Source organism: Citrobacter sp. B72 (assembly GCF_016894305.1).
Lineage (GTDB): Bacteria > Pseudomonadota > Gammaproteobacteria > Enterobacterales > Enterobacteriaceae > Citrobacter > Citrobacter portucalensis.
The window spans coordinates 3,480,754-3,499,810 of record NZ_CP069801.1 but is presented as its reverse complement, the minus strand read 5'-3'; the positions used below and the strand labels follow the sequence as shown (position 1 = coordinate 3,499,810).

The 19,057-nt window shown below is 53.4% G+C and carries 9 protein-coding genes; 6 read left to right on the top strand and 3 right to left on the bottom strand.

Annotated elements, in window-relative coordinates; all coding sequences use genetic code 11:
• Positions 1 to 88 precede the first annotated feature (88 nt).
• The 3 genes from JQN59_RS16735 to JQN59_RS16725 all read right to left on the bottom strand — a co-directional run bounded on the left by JQN59_RS16735 (position 89) and on the right by JQN59_RS16725 (position 11,459).
• Complete coding sequence (locus JQN59_RS16735) at positions 89 to 8,533, bottom strand: autotransporter outer membrane beta-barrel domain-containing protein (RefSeq protein ID WP_149607823.1); 8,445 nt, start codon at positions 8,531 to 8,533, stop codon at positions 89 to 91.
• A gap of 694 nt (positions 8,534 to 9,227) precedes the next feature.
• A protein-coding gene (locus JQN59_RS16730; RefSeq protein ID WP_095033700.1) for an IS1-like element IS1B family transposase occupies positions 9,228 to 9,925 on the bottom strand; the annotation gives its coding sequence in 2 pieces (ribosomal slippage) (positions 9,228 to 9,676 and positions 9,676 to 9,925; 699 coding nt in all).
• A gap of 358 nt (positions 9,926 to 10,283) precedes the next feature.
• Positions 10,284 to 11,459 carry a DnaJ family molecular chaperone gene (locus JQN59_RS16725; RefSeq protein WP_149607477.1) on the bottom strand — a complete coding sequence of 392 codons (1,176 nt, stop codon included), beginning with the start codon at positions 11,457 to 11,459 and terminating at the stop codon, positions 10,284 to 10,286.
• Between the two features lie 299 nt (positions 11,460 to 11,758).
• Between JQN59_RS16725 and JQN59_RS16720 the strand changes: the two genes are divergently transcribed.
• The 6 genes from JQN59_RS16720 to JQN59_RS16695 all read left to right on the top strand — a co-directional run bounded on the left by JQN59_RS16720 (position 11,759) and on the right by JQN59_RS16695 (position 19,057).
• Positions 11,759 to 12,844, top strand: a complete 1,086-nt coding sequence (locus JQN59_RS16720) for a YncE family protein (protein ID WP_048214740.1) — start codon at positions 11,759 to 11,761, stop codon at positions 12,842 to 12,844.
• A 146-nt stretch (positions 12,845 to 12,990) separates the two neighbouring features.
• Complete coding sequence (pheP, locus tag JQN59_RS16715; protein ID WP_008784036.1) at positions 12,991 to 14,385, top strand: phenylalanine transporter; 1,395 nt, start codon at positions 12,991 to 12,993, stop codon at positions 14,383 to 14,385.
• Positions 14,386 to 14,565: 180 nt separating this feature from the next.
• Positions 14,566 to 15,807, top strand: coding sequence for an MFS transporter (locus JQN59_RS16710; RefSeq protein ID WP_032942623.1), 1,242 nt, complete (start codon positions 14,566 to 14,568; stop codon positions 15,805 to 15,807).
• Positions 15,808 to 15,822: 15 nt separating this feature from the next.
• The gene (locus JQN59_RS16705) at positions 15,823 to 16,851 is read left to right on the top strand and encodes a sugar phosphate isomerase/epimerase family protein (protein WP_149607476.1); all 1,029 of its coding nucleotides are present in this window, start codon (positions 15,823 to 15,825) and stop codon (positions 16,849 to 16,851) included.
• Entirely contained in the window at positions 16,848 to 17,999 is a 1,152-nt protein-coding gene (locus tag JQN59_RS16700) for a Gfo/Idh/MocA family protein (RefSeq protein WP_149607475.1), read from the top strand. The genes JQN59_RS16705 and JQN59_RS16700 overlap by 4 nt, the downstream gene beginning before the upstream one ends.
• A 77-nt stretch (positions 18,000 to 18,076) precedes the next feature.
• Entirely contained in the window at positions 18,077 to 19,057 is a 981-nt protein-coding gene (locus JQN59_RS16695) for a LacI family DNA-binding transcriptional regulator (RefSeq protein WP_003831159.1), read from the top strand.

Genomic DNA, 19,057 nt, shown 5'->3' with positions numbered 1-19,057 from the left:
TAGGCCTGATAAGCGTAGCGCATCAGGCGACTTTGAACGGCAAAAAAAAGCCCCCTGCAGAACAGGGGGCTGGTGAGTTTATGTCAGCTTAGAACGATTTCTTAAACCCGATAGAGGCATTGACCGGCGCTTCTACCTGCGATTTACTGCCGCCGTTGCTGAATTGCGTACCCAGCTCACCGTAGACCTGCAGGTTTCTGTCGATGGACCATGACAGGCCGGCTGCAACTTCAGTGCTGGAGTACTGCTGTGAAGATTCCAGCGTGGTGGTGGCTACCGCATTGCTAAAGTGCGTTTTGTCTTTTGAACCCAGACCCTGCCAGACGTTTACCCTGCCGTACGGCTGGAATTTGCCATGGTTGGTGTCATAGTCAGCGACCAGACGCACGCCCAGACGCGCGGTAAAGGAATCCGCAGTATCCATTTTCACTTTCGTTGGGGTCACACCATCCAGCGTGCTGTTATCAAAGTCGCTGTACTGGTAGATCAACTGAGCCTGAGGTTCCAGACTCCATACGCTGGCACCTAAACGGAACGATTTACCCACCTCTGTCGACGCCGTCAGCGTGTTGCCTCTGACCGTATACGAGCCGTTGTTCCCGGTCGCCTCCAGGCGGGATTTATGGTTACCGTACTGCAGGACGTTATCAACATACATACCGTCACCCGAGAACCAGGTAGCATAGCCGCCGACGTAAAATGCGTTGTCGTCGATGTTACCGCCTTTGCCATCGCTGCCTGTCTTCGTGCCTTTCACGTTGCTGTCGATATCAAGGATGCTGGTATACATCCCGGCTTTCCAGCTTTCGTTAGCATACATATCAACGCCGACCTGAATGCCCATGGTATGGGAGCTGGTTTGCGTACCGGCCGCATCATCCAGTTTGGTTTTACCGGAGTAGCCAATCATTCTTGCCCAGGCGCGATTGTCTTCATCAATGCCCGGTTTAACCTCGTCACCCATACGTTGGTGCATGTTACCCAACAGGCTAAGATCACCCTGACGTACGACGCTGGCGAGGCCAGAATACAGCATGGTTTCTGGACGGTATTCACTTCTCAGATACCAGTTTTCACCCTGGCCCTGAGCGTTACCCGCATGCAGTTGGTACTCAAACGCACCTGCAGCCATACGATCGGCGGCAAGATGGAAGGCATCCCGCGACGTTTGTGCGGTGGTGGTTGCGCCATTGAGCGCTGTCACCACTTCGATACCATCCCCAATGGTCGGCGCGCCGAGACCAGAACCATCGACATCCAGCAGCGTGCTACCGCTGGCTTTACCGCCATCGATAATCAGACGGTCGGCAATGCCTGCGCCGCTACCATTCTGGATAGCCGCCATGTTGATAGTCCCTTTTTCGCCGGTGTAATCCCCTTTGACGGTTAAGGTTGTGCCAGTCTGCTGACCGATGAGCGAGACATCGCCGCCGTTGCTCAGGCCTGCTACCGTTTGGTTGTAACCCTGCGTATTCAACGTGGTGTCTGCGACCACATAGTGGTGCGATGCGCTACTCAGGGTGTTGGCATTACCCGCTTGTAACACGCCGTTGGCGATCAACGTCGCGCCGCTGTAGCTGTTTTCACCTTGCAGCTCGGTAATGCCGCTACCGGTCTGATGCAACTGGCCTTTACCACTGATATTGCCGGTCAGCGCCAGGGTATCGCCACGATTGACGTTGAGTACGCCGTTATCAACGACATCCCCCTGAATGCTGCCGATATCGCCGCCGTTACCCAGCTGTAAAACGCCTTGTTCGATGGTGGTGCCACCGGTGTAGGTGTTATCCAGCGTCAGGGTGAGGGAACCTTTACCGGTTTTGGTCAGTTGACCATTACCTTCGACTTCCGTTAGCAGAGAAACGTCATGCCCGTTGGTGTCGAATGTCCCGCCGCCGGATTCCAGCGTCACCTGACGGGCAGTATCAAACGCTTCGCCATACTTCAGCGTACCGCCATTAAAGGTAATTCCCGTATCTGCCGCACCCAGGTTGGTATCGCCCGCTACCTGCAGCGTCCCGGAGGTGATGGTCGTTCCGCCGCTGTAGGTGTTGTCGCCCGTGAGGATGAGGGTACCGAGATCGCCTTTATTCAGGCCGCCGGTACCGCGGATCACGCTGTCGATAGTCGCGGTGTAGTTGGCGCCGTCTACTGTGCCATCGCCAACGCGAATCAGGGTGTTGGCCGTATCGGTGGTAATGGCTTCGCCGCCCACGCGATAACCATCGGTGGCGAACTGCGCACCGCTGATGATGACGTCGCCTTTGCTGTTATCGACGGTCACGTTGCCTGCTTCACCCTGGAAGACGGCAAACGCGGCATCGGTAAACGGTGCGTTCAGCGCGCCTTCCGGCGTTGATTCATCGGTCGTCCAGTTGTCGTTACCCTGGCTGGATTGCCAGATACCGTCGCCGCCGTTGATGACGCCGTTGTTTTTCAGCTCGCCATTTTCACCACCGGTGCCGTCCCAGAAGCGCAGCGTTAGTCCTGCGTGGTTGACCAGGTTGACCTGATTTTTCACCGATGTCTGCACGTACAGGCTGTCAGCCGCTTCCGGCGCGTTAGCAATATCCATCACATTGTTGGTCAATGTGCCGGTGTAGTTGATGACGCGATAGACGCCGACATCAAAGCTGCCGCCCGGTGAGGTTTCAATGTTGAGCTTACCGTCGAGCGTCAGATCGCCATTAACGTCAATCAAGTCGTTGAAAGCACCGCCCGGGGTGTAAGCCTGACCAAACTGATAATCCAGCTGTGCGTTATCACTGAGCGTCAGCGAACCGGTAGTCAGTTTACCCACGCTGTTGATAGCTGCACCCGCGGTAATATGAGCGTCGTCCAGTACATCAACCGCGCCGCCAATAATCCCGTTACCGCCGAGCGTTGCCCCGGATTTCACTGTCACCTGGCCGGTAGCCGCAGACTGATTACCGTTGACCAGCAGTACGCCTTCATTGACGTCCGTGGTGCCGGTGTATGTGTTGTCGCCGGTCAGCGTTAACGTGCCGTCACCGATTTTCACCAGGCTGCCGTCGTTGCCGCTGATAATGCCGCTGATGGTGTCATCAAGATGCAGATTACCCAGCGACAGCTCTTTATTGCCCAGTTCGACATTACCCGCGCCGGACAACGAGCCGATCGATGTTGCGCTGTCGACTGCGCTGATATCGACCTTACCGCCCGCCAGGTTTTTAACGACGGTATTTTCTGCCATCGCCAGGTCAGCAAAGGTCATCAGCCCGCTGTTGTTCACGGTGGCATTGCCGCCGCTGGCGTCTTCTTCCAGCGCCAGAGTACTGTCTTTTGACACGTTAACCGTCGCGTTGCCCGCGGTGGCGTTGTTGGTTAACACCGCTTTCGCCGTGCCCGTCAGGTTCAGCATTGCGCTCGCTGCGGTGACGTTATCTGCCAGCGTTAACAGGCTGTCGGCGATGTTCATGGTCAGGGATTTCAGGCTGGTATCTGTCCCGCTGACATTGAGCGTCGCGCCCTTATTGACGTTCACTGTGCTGCTTTCGTTACTGCCAAAGGCTCCGGTTTTGCTGACGTTGACCGTCACATTGTTGGCGTTTCCGGTACCGGCAATTTCTGTGTCGCCTTTGTAGCTGTTTGCGCGGTCGAGCGACAAGGTGCTGCCCGCATCGCTAGAGCTGCTGGTGACTTTCAGTTTACCGTCGCCGGTAATCTCACCAGTTGGCGTGAAGTGATGCGAATTGAGATCGAACACCGCTGCGTTCTCATTCGCTCCCAGCTCGATGGTGCGATTGCTGGTCAGGTCCGCGCCCAGTTGCAGCGTTGAACCGTTATTGATTGCCAGGTCAGTTCCGCTCTGGCCGAGATTGCTGTCGGAGGAGATCTGCAACGTGCCGCCATCAATGCGCGTGCCGCCGCGATACTCGTTGTCACCGCTGAGGATCAGACGGCCAAGGTCGGTTTTCACCAGCGTCAGCTTATCAGCAGTACTGGCTTCGCGGATAACAGACTCAATGGTCGCGGTATAGTTTTGCCCCGCGCCACCGGCGCCAACGCGCAGCAGCAGTTCGCCAGTTCCCGGCGTCTGGCCTGCGTGGGTCGCGTTTTCCGTGGTGGCATACGCGTTAAGCGCATCGCCTTTAACGACATAGCCATCGGCATCAAACTGTGCCCCGGAGAAGTTAACTTCTCCCGCGGCGTTGTCCACGGTAACTGTACCGCCTTTGGTGGTGAAGACGGCGAAGGACTTCTGTGCCCAAGGGGCGTTACCTTCACCGGTTGCGGTGGTCCAGTTGTTATCACCCTGGTTGCCGATTGCCATCCATTTGCCATCGCCACCGTCAATTTTGCTGTCGCCTTCAATGCCCGACGCGCCGTGGCTCTGATTGACGGTTGCGCCGTCCCAGAACTGCAGGGTAACGCCGTTGGCGTTCACCAGGTTGACCTGTTTGTCGATGGAGGTCTGGACAAAAATATTGCTCTTATCCTGACTGTCCGGTATTGCGCCTAATTCCAGCGTCTGGTTATCCAGCGTGCCGCCGTAGTTATAGATACGGTACACGCCCGGTCCGAAGTTACCGCCCTGTGAAGTGGTGACATCCAGAGTCCCGTCCAGTTGCAGATCGCCCGCGACGTTAATCAGATCGTTTAGCGCGCCGCCTGGCGTATAGGCCTGACCCAGCTCGAAAGCGGAAGTCGTTTTGCTACCAAGCTGCAGATTACCGTTAATGGATAACGTACCCGCACCACCGTCACCGGCGCTGAGGGTCGTGGAATCGTTCATCAGCACGTTGCCGCCGATAGTGCCATTACCGCCAAGTGTGGACGTGCCGCTAACGGTGGTGGCACCGCGCGCCGCGCTTTGATCGCCATTCACCAGCAGCGTGCCGTTGGTAACGGTGGTGTCGCCGGTATAGGTGTTGTTGCCGTTCAGACGGGTAATGCCGCCGCCGATTTGCTGTAGCGCGCCAATACCGGAGATCACGCCGTTGAGCAGCACGGTGTTGGCGCGATTAATCGCCAATATGCCGTTGTCGATAATGTCTGACACGGCGCTGACTTCGCCTGTATTTCCGCCGTCACCCAACTGCAGCGTACCGGTTTGAGCGATAGTGGTAGAGCCGGTGTAGGTATTGTTAGCGGTGAAGATCGTGGTACCGCCCGCCGCACGTTCGAACTTCCCGTCACCGCTGATGATACCGCGATAAATTTGCGCCGCTGAAGCATCACCCTGGGTATCGAAGATAACCCGGCTGCCTGTGCCCTGGGTCGTAACATTGTAATCGCCAATGCTTGCTGCAGTACTGGTCGGCTCGACGTGGTCGCCGGTGCTCAGGGTTGCGCCATTGTTTACGGCAATGGTTTTGCTTGCCAGTGTCAGGTTTTCTACGACGCGGACATCCGCGTTTGAGCCGCTGATGGTCAGCGAATCCCAGCCGGTGCCGATGTTGGTGCCAGTGGTCAGATTGTCGCTCGCCAGCGTACCAATCTTCGCACCTTTTGTATCGGTGAAGGTGAGGGCGTTGCCGCTACCAGCTTCAGTAGTGATGTGGCGTGTTTTATCCAGCGTCACATTGCCGATGTTGGCTTTATTGTTACCGCCAGTACCGGCGAAATTCACTTCACCCGCATAGGAGCCACTACGCCAGTTAAAGATGTCCGCACCTTCGCCGGTATTGATTACGCCGCTGGTTACACCGCCGCTGATATCAATGGTGTCATTGCCTTTGCCGGACTGAATGGCCACGGCCGTGTCGTTGATGGCCTGCAGGGTTCCCGTGTTGGTAATGGTTTTACTGCTGTCGCCGCTGGCGTCAATTACCGGTGAGGTGGTGCTGGCAGAGATAATCTTGCCGCTGTTGGTCAAGGCGCTGACGTTTTTCGCGATGATCGCCGAACCGCCTGCGTCGTTATGCACGTTAATGTCGGCATTGGTGGTGACATTACCGTTGGTATTAGCGCGGATACCGCTGCCTTCGCTGTTCAGTACCTCAATGGTGTAGCCTTTTCCGATGGTCAGATCGCCCGTCACCGAGCCGCCGTCGCGTTGTTCAAAAGCGAAGCCGGTACCTTTCCCGTTGACGTTGAGGATATTTCCAGCGCTGTCTTTATCGGTCATGGTCAACGCCACGCTGGTGCGGATGCCTGCGCCATCGTTGGAGTTTATGGTAACGTTTCGTAACAGGATATTGTTATTGTTAGCATCGTTTTGAATGCCTGCACCGTCACCCTTTGCACTGATCTCCACATTTTGCGCGGACAGAGCGCCAGCGCCTTCGGCCAGACGAATACCGTCAGCGGTGCCATCGGTAGTAATACTGTCGCCAGAAATACCGTTAATTAGCAGGCTGGCTCCTTGGGTGAGCAGAACCCCGGCAGTACCATTATCAACCTGAACTTTGCCCAGTGTATTGATCTGTGCGCTGGCACCTGAAGCTCTAACACCGATGCCGTTGCTGACATGCAGAGCGCTGGAAGAGTTATTGGTTAAGCTCCCGCCTTGTTGAACATCAACACCGATGCTGTCGACGCTGGCCAGATCAATAAGCGAGTTGGTATCCAGGATCAGGTTGCCCTGATTCCTCGCCACATAGGCGATAACCTCATTGCCGCTAGCTTCAGAGGTAATCTTCGCGTTCGAGGTGAGGGTGGTGCTAGTAGGATCACCCTGCGTGCGGCCATTCAACTGGTGAGCCTGACCATCCACAACCCCGGCAATGGTTCTTTCGCCGGTTAAATTGATGGTGGTTTTATCACTGATGGTCCCTTTCGCGCCGCCTTCGATTACCAGTGCCGCTGAGTCGCTGCCCTTAACGGCAAACGTTGCTTCACCAGTATCTACGCTACTGCCAGCGCCGGTGGCGAGAACGCCCACGGAATTCTTACCGTTGAGGGTAAGATCAAGGTTGGAACTGGACTGATCTTTCGGGTTAGTCGTGTTACCGGCCAGCAATGCGCCATTGGCGATACGGAAAATGGTGGTGCGATCCTGACCATTGTCATTCATCACCGCCTGACCAATATTGGCGGTAGCGCCTTTACCATACAGGTAATAACCAATCTGATCGGTGTTGTTGAATGTCGGGCTACTCAGACTGTCAACGTTAGCGATGGCGTTATCACGTACGTGCACACCGATGTTACCGGATTTATCCAGCGTAATGTTGGAGTAAACGTTGACCACTGCCTGGCCGCTGCTGCCACCTTCAGCCCAAATAGCGTAGTTACGGTTACCGACGCCACCTTCTCCGTCCACCACGATAGAGCCCGCAGCGCTGGTGGTGACTTCGGCATTTTTGTTATTGGCGCTAACGTGGATCCCCACGTTGTTGGTGCCATTTACGTTAATCTTGCCGTCGTTGCGGATTTCCTGATTATTTTCCGCGCCGCTGTCGCGTACGGAGATGCCGTAGTTTTTACTGCTGCCCCCGTCAGAACCTCCATTGATCACGATATTGCCGGTATTGAGAACGTTGCCTGTAGCATTCCCGACCAGAATCCCCGCGGCGTTGCGTATCCCGGTTCCCAGCGTGATCAGACCGTTGTTAATCACCTCTTTGGCACTCTTGGTCATGATCCCGGCGCTCAGACTAGAGCCGCCAGCCATCGTGACATCTTTAGACGGATCGCTTGCGTCGCGACCAAGATAAATTGAGGCATCCTGAGCGTTAGTGAAAGTGGCATTCCCGGCGACTTCTACGCCATAAGCGGTGCCTTTGGCAAAGGATGCACCGTTTTTGCGCCCGTCCACGACGTTGATATCACCGTTGTTGACCCCTTGCGCATCGTCAGACAATTGCATACCAATAGCCAGCGTCAGCGAAGAATCTGGCTCATCCTTACTCCAGGGATCGGCTGCCGACGCGGTACCAAAGTTATCGGTGGTGATCGCCTGGTTAATGGTGCCGTTGTTTGCTATCTGGCTGGCGCCTTGCCCCTGCATGCCAAATGCGCCATAGCTGTTGACGTTTTGGTTGCCGTCTTTGTCGATAAACAGCCCGGAGTTGATGATCCCGTTGTTGGTTGCCGTTGCGTCTTTTGCCAGCATGCCAATCGCCAGACTCTGCCCGGTAGACGTGCGTAATGCGTTCAGCTCGCCAAGGTTAGTGATAACCCCGCCATTAAGGGATTTCATGACACCGTTAATACTGCCGTCAACGGCAATAATCGCATCTTTGTTCAGGGTGCCGGAGGTGCCTGCACCGTTGGCGTAAATGGCATGCAGCTCACCGCGGCCAGCAGTCGCGTTATTGCTATGCGACAAGCCGTCGGTCCAGACGTCGTAATCCCAGGTGAGCATGTCTGAATATTTGCTGGAGTTGATCAAGCTATCAATCAGCTCGGCGTACTTCGTTTGTGCTGCGGTGGAGGTAGTGACAACATTTGCATCCAACCACAGCTGCAGTTGGCTGACCTTTTGCCCTTCAGGGTTTTCTGCTGCGTCGCTACTGTAGCCCAACAACCAGTCGTTGAAATCGGCCAGATCCTGCGTACTGGTAATGGTAAACTTGCGTTCACCGGTCTGAACGACTTCACCATCCTCGTTATAGCCATACGTCATGAACGAAAACTCATCGCCAAACACGGAGGTTTGCGCTGAACCGGCGAATGTTTTTTCAGGGATAACTGGGGCGGCGTTAAATTTTATATAGTTATCGGATTGCCAGTTAACCTGACTACCTGCGTCCTGAGCCTCAAGCAAGGAGGAGTCTTTGGCCAGTAACTCAATGGTATTGGCTTTGTCCCGGACATTGAGCGTGTCGTTGCCAATATCCAGATTGGCTATGGAGCCATTTGTCGCCAGCGCGATGCCAAATTGTTTATAGATTTTAGACAATGTTGGATCGTAGGTGTTTAATACCGAATCGCCAATCTGGGATTCAGTAAGAAAATTACTTAACTCATTGGTGTCAAATACTTTAATAGTTGTAGGTTCGCCAGGGAACGCCGGGTCGTTAATATCAAATTCTGTGCTCTGTGAAGGCGTCGACGACCGATTGTACGTCAGGTATTCCGCCAGTTCTTCAGCGGTAGTAATCGTTTTTACGCTCTGGTCAGGGCTGGTGGCCTTAAGAGTGATTTTGTTTGTTTGCAGCAGTTCTCTGATGGTCGTTGATTCAACAACGCCACTTTGACCCGGACCGATCGTTGGGATCGCGCCGCTGATATTGAGCGCCTGACCAGCAGTGATATCTTTATATAAGAACCCGTAGTCGTGGATACCCGTATAATCCCCAACGGGTAATGACTCCAACTTATTGATAGTGTTTTATGTTCAGATAATGCCCGATGACTTTGTCATGCAGCTCCACCGATTTTGAGAACGACAGCGACTTCCGTCCCAGCCGTGCCAGGTGCTGCCTCAGATTCAGGTTATGCCGCTCAATTCGCTGCGTATATCGCTTGCTGATTACGTGCAGCTTTCCCTTCAGGCGGGATTCATACAGCGGCCAGCCATCCGTCATCCATATCACCACGTCAAAGGGTGACAGCAGGCTCATAAGACGCCCCAGCGTCGCCATAGTGCGTTCACCGAATACGTGCGCAACAACCGTCTTCCGGAGCCTGTCATACGCGTAAAACAGCCAGCGCTGGCGCGATTTAGCCCCGACGTATCCCCACTGTTCGTCCATTTCCGCGCAGACGATGACGTCACTGCCCGGCTGTATGCGCGAGGTTACCGACTGCGGCCTGAGTTTTTTAAATGGCGGAAAATCGTGTTGAGGCCAACGCCCATAATGCGGGCGGTTGCCCGGCATCCAACGCCATTCATGGCCATATCAATGATTTTCTGGTGCGTACCGGGTTGAGAAGCGGTGTAAGTGAACTGCAGTTGCCATGTTTTACGGCAGTGAGAGCAGAGATAGCGCTGATGTCCGGCGGTGCTTTTGCCGTTACGCACCACCCCGTCAGTAGCTGAACAGGAGGGACAGCTGATAGAAACAGAAGCCACTGGAGCACCTCAAAAACACCATCATACACTAAATCAGTAAGTTGGCAGCATCACCTCTGTTTTGGAGGGAATTTACATGAAAAACATTATATTTCAGATGGATATACGTTTTTCTTAATGGGCTTACTGGTGGGTAGGAGAATTCTTAATCAAGACCAGGACAAAGAGAAGGGGCGTCGAGGGGAAGAGAGAAATATCGCTAAATTTGCAGTTATCGACCTGAAACTCGAGTATCCAGGTTGATAATTCTTAGCGTTGTGAGGTTTTTAGGGAATTATCCTATTTTTAGCTTTTTGTGCTTAATTTTAAAAACTCACTTGAAGAGGTTATTTTTTCTGATTGCTATTGCTGATAGGGCTTAGCCCGCCAACAGTTCCTGTTCAACCTGATGTACCTGCTGTTCCAGTGTATTGCGGATTTCCGTAAGAGCCCGTTGTTGATCGGAGAAGTAGGCTTCTTTATCTGTCACGGAGGTGGCAAGCCGCCAGGCGTTTTCGGCTTCCAGTTCGATAATCTCTTTGAGCAGCGCGTTAATTTGTTCTCTGAGCTGCTGTATTTTGCTGCGTAAATGCTGCAAATCGTTCAATCGGTCACTGGCCATCATCGGTTCGAGGCCGCTTTGCAATTGAGTCAGTAGCGCCCGGACGGTGGCAAGATCGGCATTTTGGCGCGCCTGGTTAAGCTGCACCATCATCTGATGCGCTTTCTCTTTCAGATCATCGGCTACCACGTCCGGGTGGCAAAGACGGCTTGCCTGACGCCACAGGCGTTTTAACTCATTACGTTCATCAGAGGAAAGCCGCTGGTCACGGCTAAAACGATGCTGTGCATCCTGCTGCTGCTCCTGATATTCATCATATTCATGGCTGGCCTCTTCCTGTGCCTGACGGGTTGCGCTGTCGTCCTGGCGAGAAAAGTCGTTTTCCAGCTCACGAATCTCCGCCAGCAGGGCGGTAATCAGTTCAGTTTGCTGCTGAATACGTTGGCGTGTTTCCACCGATTCGCGCGAATCTGAATTCTGGTTCATCCAGTGCTGCTTGAGCCTGGCTAGTTGATCAACAGCCTGGGAAATATAGTGCTGACAGGATTGATAGTCTTTTTCCCGGCGTTTTCGCTCCGCTTCCTGTTTGCGCTGGGCACTGGCGGCGAGCTGTTTACGCAGTTCGAGAATGCGGCTCATCAGCGGTCCAAGACGAAGGTGATACAGATCGTTGAAATCATCGAGGATTTGAATGCGCGTGTTACGCTTATCGATCAGGTCACGCAACTGTGTTTCGAGTGCTTTGAGTTCCAGCTTACTGGCGGCAATGGCGGGATCCTGCCACGTAGAGACTGCCCGTTGAGATTGCAGCCAGGCTGAGATTTCCCGCAGGGCATCACCAAAGCGTCGTTCTTCGATCGCCTGCACAATGGTGCCAGGTACGACTGACAAAGGCTCATTTTTAAGATGCGCCACCTGCTGGAAAATAATCTCCTCATCTTCCAGTTCAATAGCGCTTTTGACGATTTCCAGTCGTTTGATGATCTTATTCATGACAGTCATTGCCTGGCTTGGCTAAAAAACGAGTGGCTGAAGTACAACAGGTTCACCCGTTTGAAAATGTTAGAAAAACAGTAAAGCGCATTCTGTGGCCTGCGATGCCTTTTCGTCCAGAATAATTCACTGTAATTATGAAAAACCGGAAGTCGCGCGCACCTGTCTGCATCTTCAAACCTCTGTTTCATGTTTTTTACTCTCGGGTAATTATTCTTGATTCAGTAAAGATAATGCGTATAGTTCTCATTCTCTTTTGTTATTAACTCCCTGTATTACTTCTGGTAAGGATCCCGACAATGAAAAAAACAACATCCGCGCTGGCATTGCTGATTGCTGCGGCGTTAAGCGGTTGTGCGGCGCATACCACGCCAGCCAGCAACGCCAGCGTTACGGAAAAAACAGCGCAACCTGCCGTCAGTGATGTGCAACAACGCGCGCTGGCGGATGGGTTATATGAAATGGCGCTTAGCCCGGCAGGGGATGCGTTGTACGTTGCCAGCGCCGAAGGATTTAAAGATGTGCAGGGCGGCGTGGTTTACAAGCTGGATCCAAAAACGCTTAAAACGCTCGGCTTGAGTCATACCGATATGAAAAACTTTGGTATGGCTATCTCGCCGGACGGTAAAACGGTGTATGTCACCAACTCATTGGATGGTGGCCTGAGCGCGCTGAATACCGCTGACGGCAAAGTGAAAAATCGCGTACTGTTCCCGGAACGTAACCCAGAAGGTTTCCCGTATGGTGCGCGGCAGGTGCTGCTGCATAACGGTTTGCTCTATATTGGTGCCGTGGCGGATCCGGCGGTGATTTGGGTGGTTGACGCTGAAACCCTGAAACAAAAAACCCGCATTAAAAATACGGGTAAATGGATGACCGGACTGCATTATTCAGAAGTGACGCAGCGAATTTATGCAGCTAACGGCGGCGGTGAAATTCTTGTTATCAACCCGCGTAATCAGCGCGTAGAAAAACGCTGGCAACCGCTGGGGGAACAACCTGCGCTGTTGCTGAATATGGCGGAGGACGCACAAACGGGTCGCCTGTTTGTCACCGACAACTCGAAAGCGAAGACTACCCTGGTGCTGGATATCCATACCGGTAAGCTGCTGAAAAAATTGGATGTGGGTGATTCGCTGGCGGTGAAATTTAACGCAAAACGCAACGAAATCTATATTACCCAGCGTGATTCAGGGAAATTGCTCAGCCTGAATGCGACCGATTACAGCGTGAAGAAAAGCTGGGATTTACCACCTAACCCTAACAGCTTGCTGCTCTCGGCGGATGGGCAAACCCTGTTTGTCACCGTGAAACAGAAATTTAATAAAGACCACTCTACGTCTGCGCCAGATAACGTGGTACGTATTGACCTGAATAAACAATAACAGCTCGCCTTCTTTCTATTGTTTTTCTCCCGAGCCTCGGTGCGTTGGGCAAGGAAGCCCGGCGTATCCAATCGATTGCGCCTTGCGACAACCAGGTTGAAATGTTAAAAGAAGCCCCTTCAATAAAAACCACACAGGGGAAGGGCGTGAAAAACGCGTCAACTGCATCTGACACCAGCGTGTCTGATGCCGCGTCGACGAACGAGCCGACGCTTCAACGAGGGTTGCAAAACCGCCATATTCAGTTAATTGCGCTGGGCGGCGCAATTGGTACCGGCCTGTTTTTGGGCATTGGCCCGGCTATTCAAATGGCGGGACCTGCGGTGTTACTGGGTTACGGCGTTGCCGGGATCATCGCTTTTTTGATTATGCGTCAACTGGGCGAAATGGTGGTCGAAGAACCCGTTTCCGGATCGTTTGCCCATTTTGCCTATAAATACTGGGGACCGTTCGCGGGTTTTCTGTCCGGCTGGAACTACTGGGTGATGTTTGTGCTGGTCGGCATGGCTGAACTGACAGCGGCAGGGATCTACATGCAGTACTGGTTGCCCGATGTTCCAACCTGGATTTGGGCCGCGGCATTCTTCGTGATCATCAACGCCGTCAATCTGGTCAACGTACGTCTGTATGGCGAAACGGAATTCTGGTTTGCGCTGATTAAAGTACTGGCCATTATCGGCATGATTGGTTTTGGCGTGTGGATGCTGTTTTCCGGTAACGGCGGGGAACATGCAAGCATCGATAACTTGTGGCGTTACAACGGCTTTTTTGCTACCGGCTGGAACGGATTAATTCTGTCGCTGGCAGTGATTATGTTCTCCTTTGGCGGGCTGGAGCTTATCGGGATTACTGCCGCGGAAGCGCAGGATCCACAGAAAAGCATTCCAAAGGCGGTAAACCAGGTGGTGTACCGTATTCTGCTGTTTTATATCGGTTCTCTGGTGGTGCTGTTGGCGCTGTACCCGTGGGTGGAAGTGAAATCCAACAGCAGCCCGTTCGTAATGATTTTCCATAATCTCGACAGCAACGTAGTGGCTTCTGCGCTGAACTTTGTCATCCTGGTGGCTTCGCTGTCGGTGTATAACAGTGGCGTCTACTCTAACAGCCGTATGCTATTTGGTCTCTCGGTTCAGGGTAACGCGCCGAAGTTCTTAACCCGCGTCAGCCGTCGCGGCGTACCGGTGAACTCACTGATCCTTTCCGGTGCTATTACGTCGCTGGTGGTACTCATCAACTATGTACTGCCGCAAAAGGCCTTTAGCCTGCTGATGGCGCTGGTGGTGGCAACGCTGCTGCTGAACTGGATTATGATTTGCCTGGCACATCTGCGATTCCGGGCGGCGATGCGTCGTAAGGGACGTGACACGCAGTTTAAAGCGCTGCTGTATCCGGCAGGGAACTACCTGTGTATTGCTTTCCTTGGCATGATTCTGGTGCTGATGTGTACGATGGATGAGATGCGCCTGTCAGCTATCCTGCTGCCAGTGTGGATCCTGTTCCTGTTTGTTGCCTTCAAACTGCTGCGTCGTAAGTCCCGCTAAGTTTCTACCGATCTTGTTATTACCGATCCCATCGTCAGGGTGGGATCGGATCCTCACTCAACGTTTATCGTGACCGTTCTCGCAATTTTGCTGCTGCTGACAGGATCTTTATTTTGTAATCGATTACTTTTCTATTGAATCTAATTTGTAATCGATTACTTTTTAAGGGTGGGGCAAAAAATGGTGTCAACAACCGAAAGTAGTGGAAAACAGAGCGTACAGTACCGGCTGCTGGTCCCCCGGCTGTCGCTAATGATGTTCTTACAGTTCTTTATCTGGGGAAGTTGGTCCGTCACGCTGGGGCTGGTGATGAGCCAGCACAACATGTCGCTGTTGATTGGCGATGCGTTCTCAGCCGGGCCCATTGCCTCTATTCTGTCGCCATTCGTCTTAGGGATGCTGGTAGACCGCTTTTTTGCCTCGCAAAAGGTGATGGCGGTGATGCACCTTGCTGGCGCGGCAATCCTGTGGTTTGTTCCGCAGGCATTGGTGGCGCAAAACGGTGCACTGTTGATTGGTCTGCTGTTTGGCTACACGTTGTGCTACATGCCAACGCTGGCGCTTACCAACAATATTGCTTTTCATAGCCTGTCGGATAAGGACAAAACCTTCCCGGTGGTGCGGGTGTTTGGCACCATTGGCTGGATTGTCGCGGGGATCTTTATCGGTGTAACCGGAATTTCGGACACCACCGGCATCTTTACGCTGGCGGCGATTATCTCTGTGATTCTGGCGCTCTACAGCCTGACGCTGCCCAACACGCCTGCACCGGCGAAAGGACTGCCGGTGAAAGTTCGTGATCTGTTTTGTGCGGATGCTTTTGCCTTACTCAAGGTCCGTCACTTTTTTGTCTTCTCACTCTGCGCGACGCTTATCTCTGTACCGTTGGGAACCTATTACGCGTATACCGCGTCGTTTCTTGCTGATGCGGGCGTCGGCGACGTCAGTACGGCGATGTCGTTTGGTCAGATGTCTGAAATATTCTTCATGCTGGTGATCCCGTTCCTGTTCAGACGTTTGGGCGTGAAATACATGCTGTTAATCGGGATGTGCGCCTGGTTTGTGCGCTACGCATTTTTTGCCCTCGGCATCAGCGAAGAGGGGCGATTCCTGCTGTATCTCGGCATTCTGCTGCACGGCGTGTGCTACGACTTCTTCTTCGTGGTCGGCTTTATTTACACCGATCGTATCGCCGGGGAAAAAGTAAAAGGTCAGGCGCAAAGCATGATCGTCATGTTTACCTATGGGATCGGTATGCTGCTGGGCTCGCAAATTTCAGGCGCACTTTACAACCGGCTGGTGGCGGGGCAAACAGTGCCTCAGGCGTGGACCACATTCTGGTGGATCCCGGCAGTCGCTGCCGCAGTGATTGCCCTGATTTTCCTTTTCTCTTTCAAGTATGACGACAAAGAGCAGGCGTAATTTTCAGGAGGGGTTATGAAAACCATCAAGGGGCCTGGCATTTTTCTGGCGCAATTTATCGGGGATCGCCCGCCATTTAACACTCTGGAAGGCGTGGCAAAATGGGCGGCGGAGCTGGGCTATAAGGCATTACAAATCCCGTGTAATCACAAGTCGCTGTTTGATGTCGAACAAGCTGCTGTAAGTCAGGCCTATTGTGATGATATTCGCGGGATGCTGGCCGGATATGGGTTAGTGATTAGCGAATTATCTACCCATCTTGAAGGTCAACTGGTTGCCGTCCATCCGGCTTACGATGACGCTTTTGACGGATTTGCTCCGCCGTCTGTACGCGCTAATCCGCAGGCCAGACAGGCGTGGGCGATCGAAACCTTACACCAGGCCGCTGCGGCTTCGCAAAGACTGGGGCTGATGGCACATGCCACGTTTTCAGGTTCGCTTGCCTGGCCTTTCTTTTATCCGTGGCCACCGCATAATCGTCAGCGCTTTGAAGAGGCTTTTCTGGAGCTGGCGCGCCGCTGGAGACCGATTCTCGATCGCTTTGATCACCATGGGGTGGATGTTTGCTTTGAGATCCATCCCGGCGAAGATCTGCACGATGGCGTGACGTTCGAGCGTTTTCTTGCGCTGGTTGATAATCATCCTCGCTGCAACATTCTCTATGACCCGAGCCATCTGTTATTGCAGCAGATGGATTATCTTGGGTTTATCGATGTCTATCACTCGCGTATTAAAGCGTTCCACGTCAAGGACGCTGAGTACCATGCCAGTAGCCGCAGCGGTGTCTATGGCGGTTATCAGCCGTGGCTCGATCGCGCCGGGCGCTTCCGTTCTTTGGGGGACGGGCAGGTCGATTTCAAAACGATCTTCAGCAAGCTCACACAATATGATTTCCCTGGCTGGGCGGTGCTGGAATGGGAGTGTTGCTTGAAAGACGCGCAAACCGGGGCGCGTGAGGGGAGTGATTTTATACGGCGCCATATTATTCCGGTTTCTGCACGTGCATTTGATGATTTCGCCGCTGGCGATGAGGTACGCAAATGATACAGGTTGGCATTATTGGCAGCGGATTTATTGGGCCTGCACATATTGAGGCGTTGCGTCGACTCGGCGGTGTGAACGTGGTGGCGCTCTGTGATAGCTCGCTGGCGGTTGCCCAGGAACGCGCAGATGCTCTTCATATTCCTCATGCGTACGGCAGCGTTGAAGCGCTGCTGGCGCATCCCGGACTGCAGGTAGTGCATAACTGTACGCCGAATCATCTGCATGCCGACATCAATCGGCAGATTTTACGCGCGGGTCTGCACGTGTTTTCAGAAAAGCCGCTGTGTATGACGCCGGATGAGGCTCGTGAACTGGAAACGCTGGCACAGCAGGCTGGAGTGGTGCACGGCGTGAGCTTTGTCTATCGCCAGTTTGCAATGGTGCAGCAGGCGGCCAGTATGGTCAGAAGCGGCAGCGTGGGCAATCTGTTTGCCGTACAGGGGAGCTATCTGCAGGACTGGATGCTGCTGGAGACTGACTACAACTGGCGGGTCGACGCCGCACAGGGCGGCGATTCACGGGCGGTAGCGGATATCGGTTCGCACTGGTGTGATACGGTGCAATTCGTGACTGGAAAACGTATTGTCGAGGTGATGGCCGATTTGGCTATCGTCTGGCCGGTTCGTAAAGCCAGCATTGCCAGTAACGCCACGTTTGGCCAGCAAACGGCTGATGTGCAATTTGAGGATAAAGCGGTTACGACGGAAGATCGTGGATCGGTGCTGGTACGTTTTGATGATGGCAGCAAAGGCTGCTTTAGCGTTTCGCAGGTGAGTGCCGGGCGCAAGAATCACCTGAGCTTTGAAATTAACGGTAGCCACTGTTCACTGCACTGGGATCAGGAAACGCCGCAACAGCTTTGGGTCGGGCACCGTCAGCAGGCGAACCAGATCCTGACGGACGACCCAGGATTGATGAATGCTGATGTAGCTGCCAGTGCGCACTTTCCGGGTGGGCATATTGAGGGCTGGCCGGATGCGTTCAAGAATATGATGCAGCAGTTTTATCAGGCTGTGTTGGCAGGCAAAATGCCCGCGGCGGCGGAGCGTCGATTTGCGTCTTTTTCTGATGGTGCGGATGTGATGTATATTATTGATGCAATTATAAAAAGCCATCAGCAGCAGCGTTGGATATCAGTACAGCGCTAAACACGCATCCGGTTCGCCAGTCGGCGATTTTATGGTAGCCTCAACGCAAAGCGTAAACCGCAGGATGTGTCGTCGTTATGTCTATTCAAAAAATCGCCCAGCTTGCCGGTGTGTCGGTGGCGACGGTATCGCGTGTGCTGAATCACAGTGATACCGTCAAAGCCAAAAATCGCGAGCGCGTGCTACAGGCTATTAAAGAAAGCAATTATCAGCCCAACCTGCTGGCGCGTCAGCTGCGTACGGCACGTAGTTCGATGATTCTGGTGATGGTTTCCAACATTGCCAACCCTTTTTGTGCAGAGGTTGTTAAAGGCATTGAAGAGGAGGCGGAGAAGAATGGCTATCGCATTTTGCTGTGTAACTCCGGCTCGGATACAGCCCGCTCAAAATCGGCGTTGAAGCTCCTGTCGGGGAAAATTGTTGATGGCATTATCACCATGGATGCATTCTCAAAATTACCGGAACTGACTACGCTGATTGGCGATGCGCCCTGGGTTCAGTGCGCGGAATATGCTGACAAAGGCGCGGTTTCCTGCGTGGGTATTAACGATGTTGACGCCGCACAGTCGGTGATATCTCACCTGGTGGATAAGGGCTACCGACGAATTGCCTTAATCAATCATGACCTGAGTTATAAATATGCTCGTTTGCGCGAACGCGGCTATAAAGCGGCGCTGCATGCGCTGTCGCTTGAATATCAGGCTGTGGAATATGCCAGTGAATTAAGTTCCAGTGCAGGAATTGCGGCGATGAAAACACTACTTGCCGCAGAGGTGAAACCCGACGCGGTGTTTGCCGTATCGGACACGCTAGCCGCTGGTGCGATGCGCGCAATTTTCGATGCCGGATTACAGATCCCGCAGGATATCGCCGTTGTTGGTTTCGACGGTACGGAACTGGCAGAAATGGTTTCTCCACAGCTTTCGACCATTGAGCAGCCCTCACGGGATATAGGCCGCAAAGCGGTAGGATTATTGCTGAATAAAATAGAAAATCCTGACGCGCAGACGGAAAGGGTGATGATGGACTGGCGCTATATTTCACGCGCCAGTACCTGA

Bases quoted from the DNA above. Each gene is read 5' to 3' on its own strand.
- JQN59_RS16735 (WP_149607823.1), bottom strand. From the start codon at position 8,533: ATGACGTATGGCTATAACGAGGATGGTGAAGTCGTTCAGACCGGTGAA.
- JQN59_RS16725 (WP_149607477.1), bottom strand. From the start codon at position 11,459: ATGAATAAGATCATCAAACGACTGGAAATCGTCAAAAGCGCTATTGAA.
- JQN59_RS16720 (WP_048214740.1), top strand. From the start codon at position 11,759: ATGAAAAAAACAACATCCGCGCTGGCATTGCTGATTGCTGCGGCGTTA.
- JQN59_RS16710 (WP_032942623.1), top strand. From the start codon at position 14,566: ATGGTGTCAACAACCGAAAGTAGTGGAAAACAGAGCGTACAGTACCGG.
- JQN59_RS16705 (WP_149607476.1), top strand. From the start codon at position 15,823: ATGAAAACCATCAAGGGGCCTGGCATTTTTCTGGCGCAATTTATCGGG.
- JQN59_RS16700 (WP_149607475.1), top strand. From the start codon at position 16,848: ATGATACAGGTTGGCATTATTGGCAGCGGATTTATTGGGCCTGCACAT.
- JQN59_RS16695 (WP_003831159.1), top strand. From the start codon at position 18,077: ATGTCTATTCAAAAAATCGCCCAGCTTGCCGGTGTGTCGGTGGCGACG.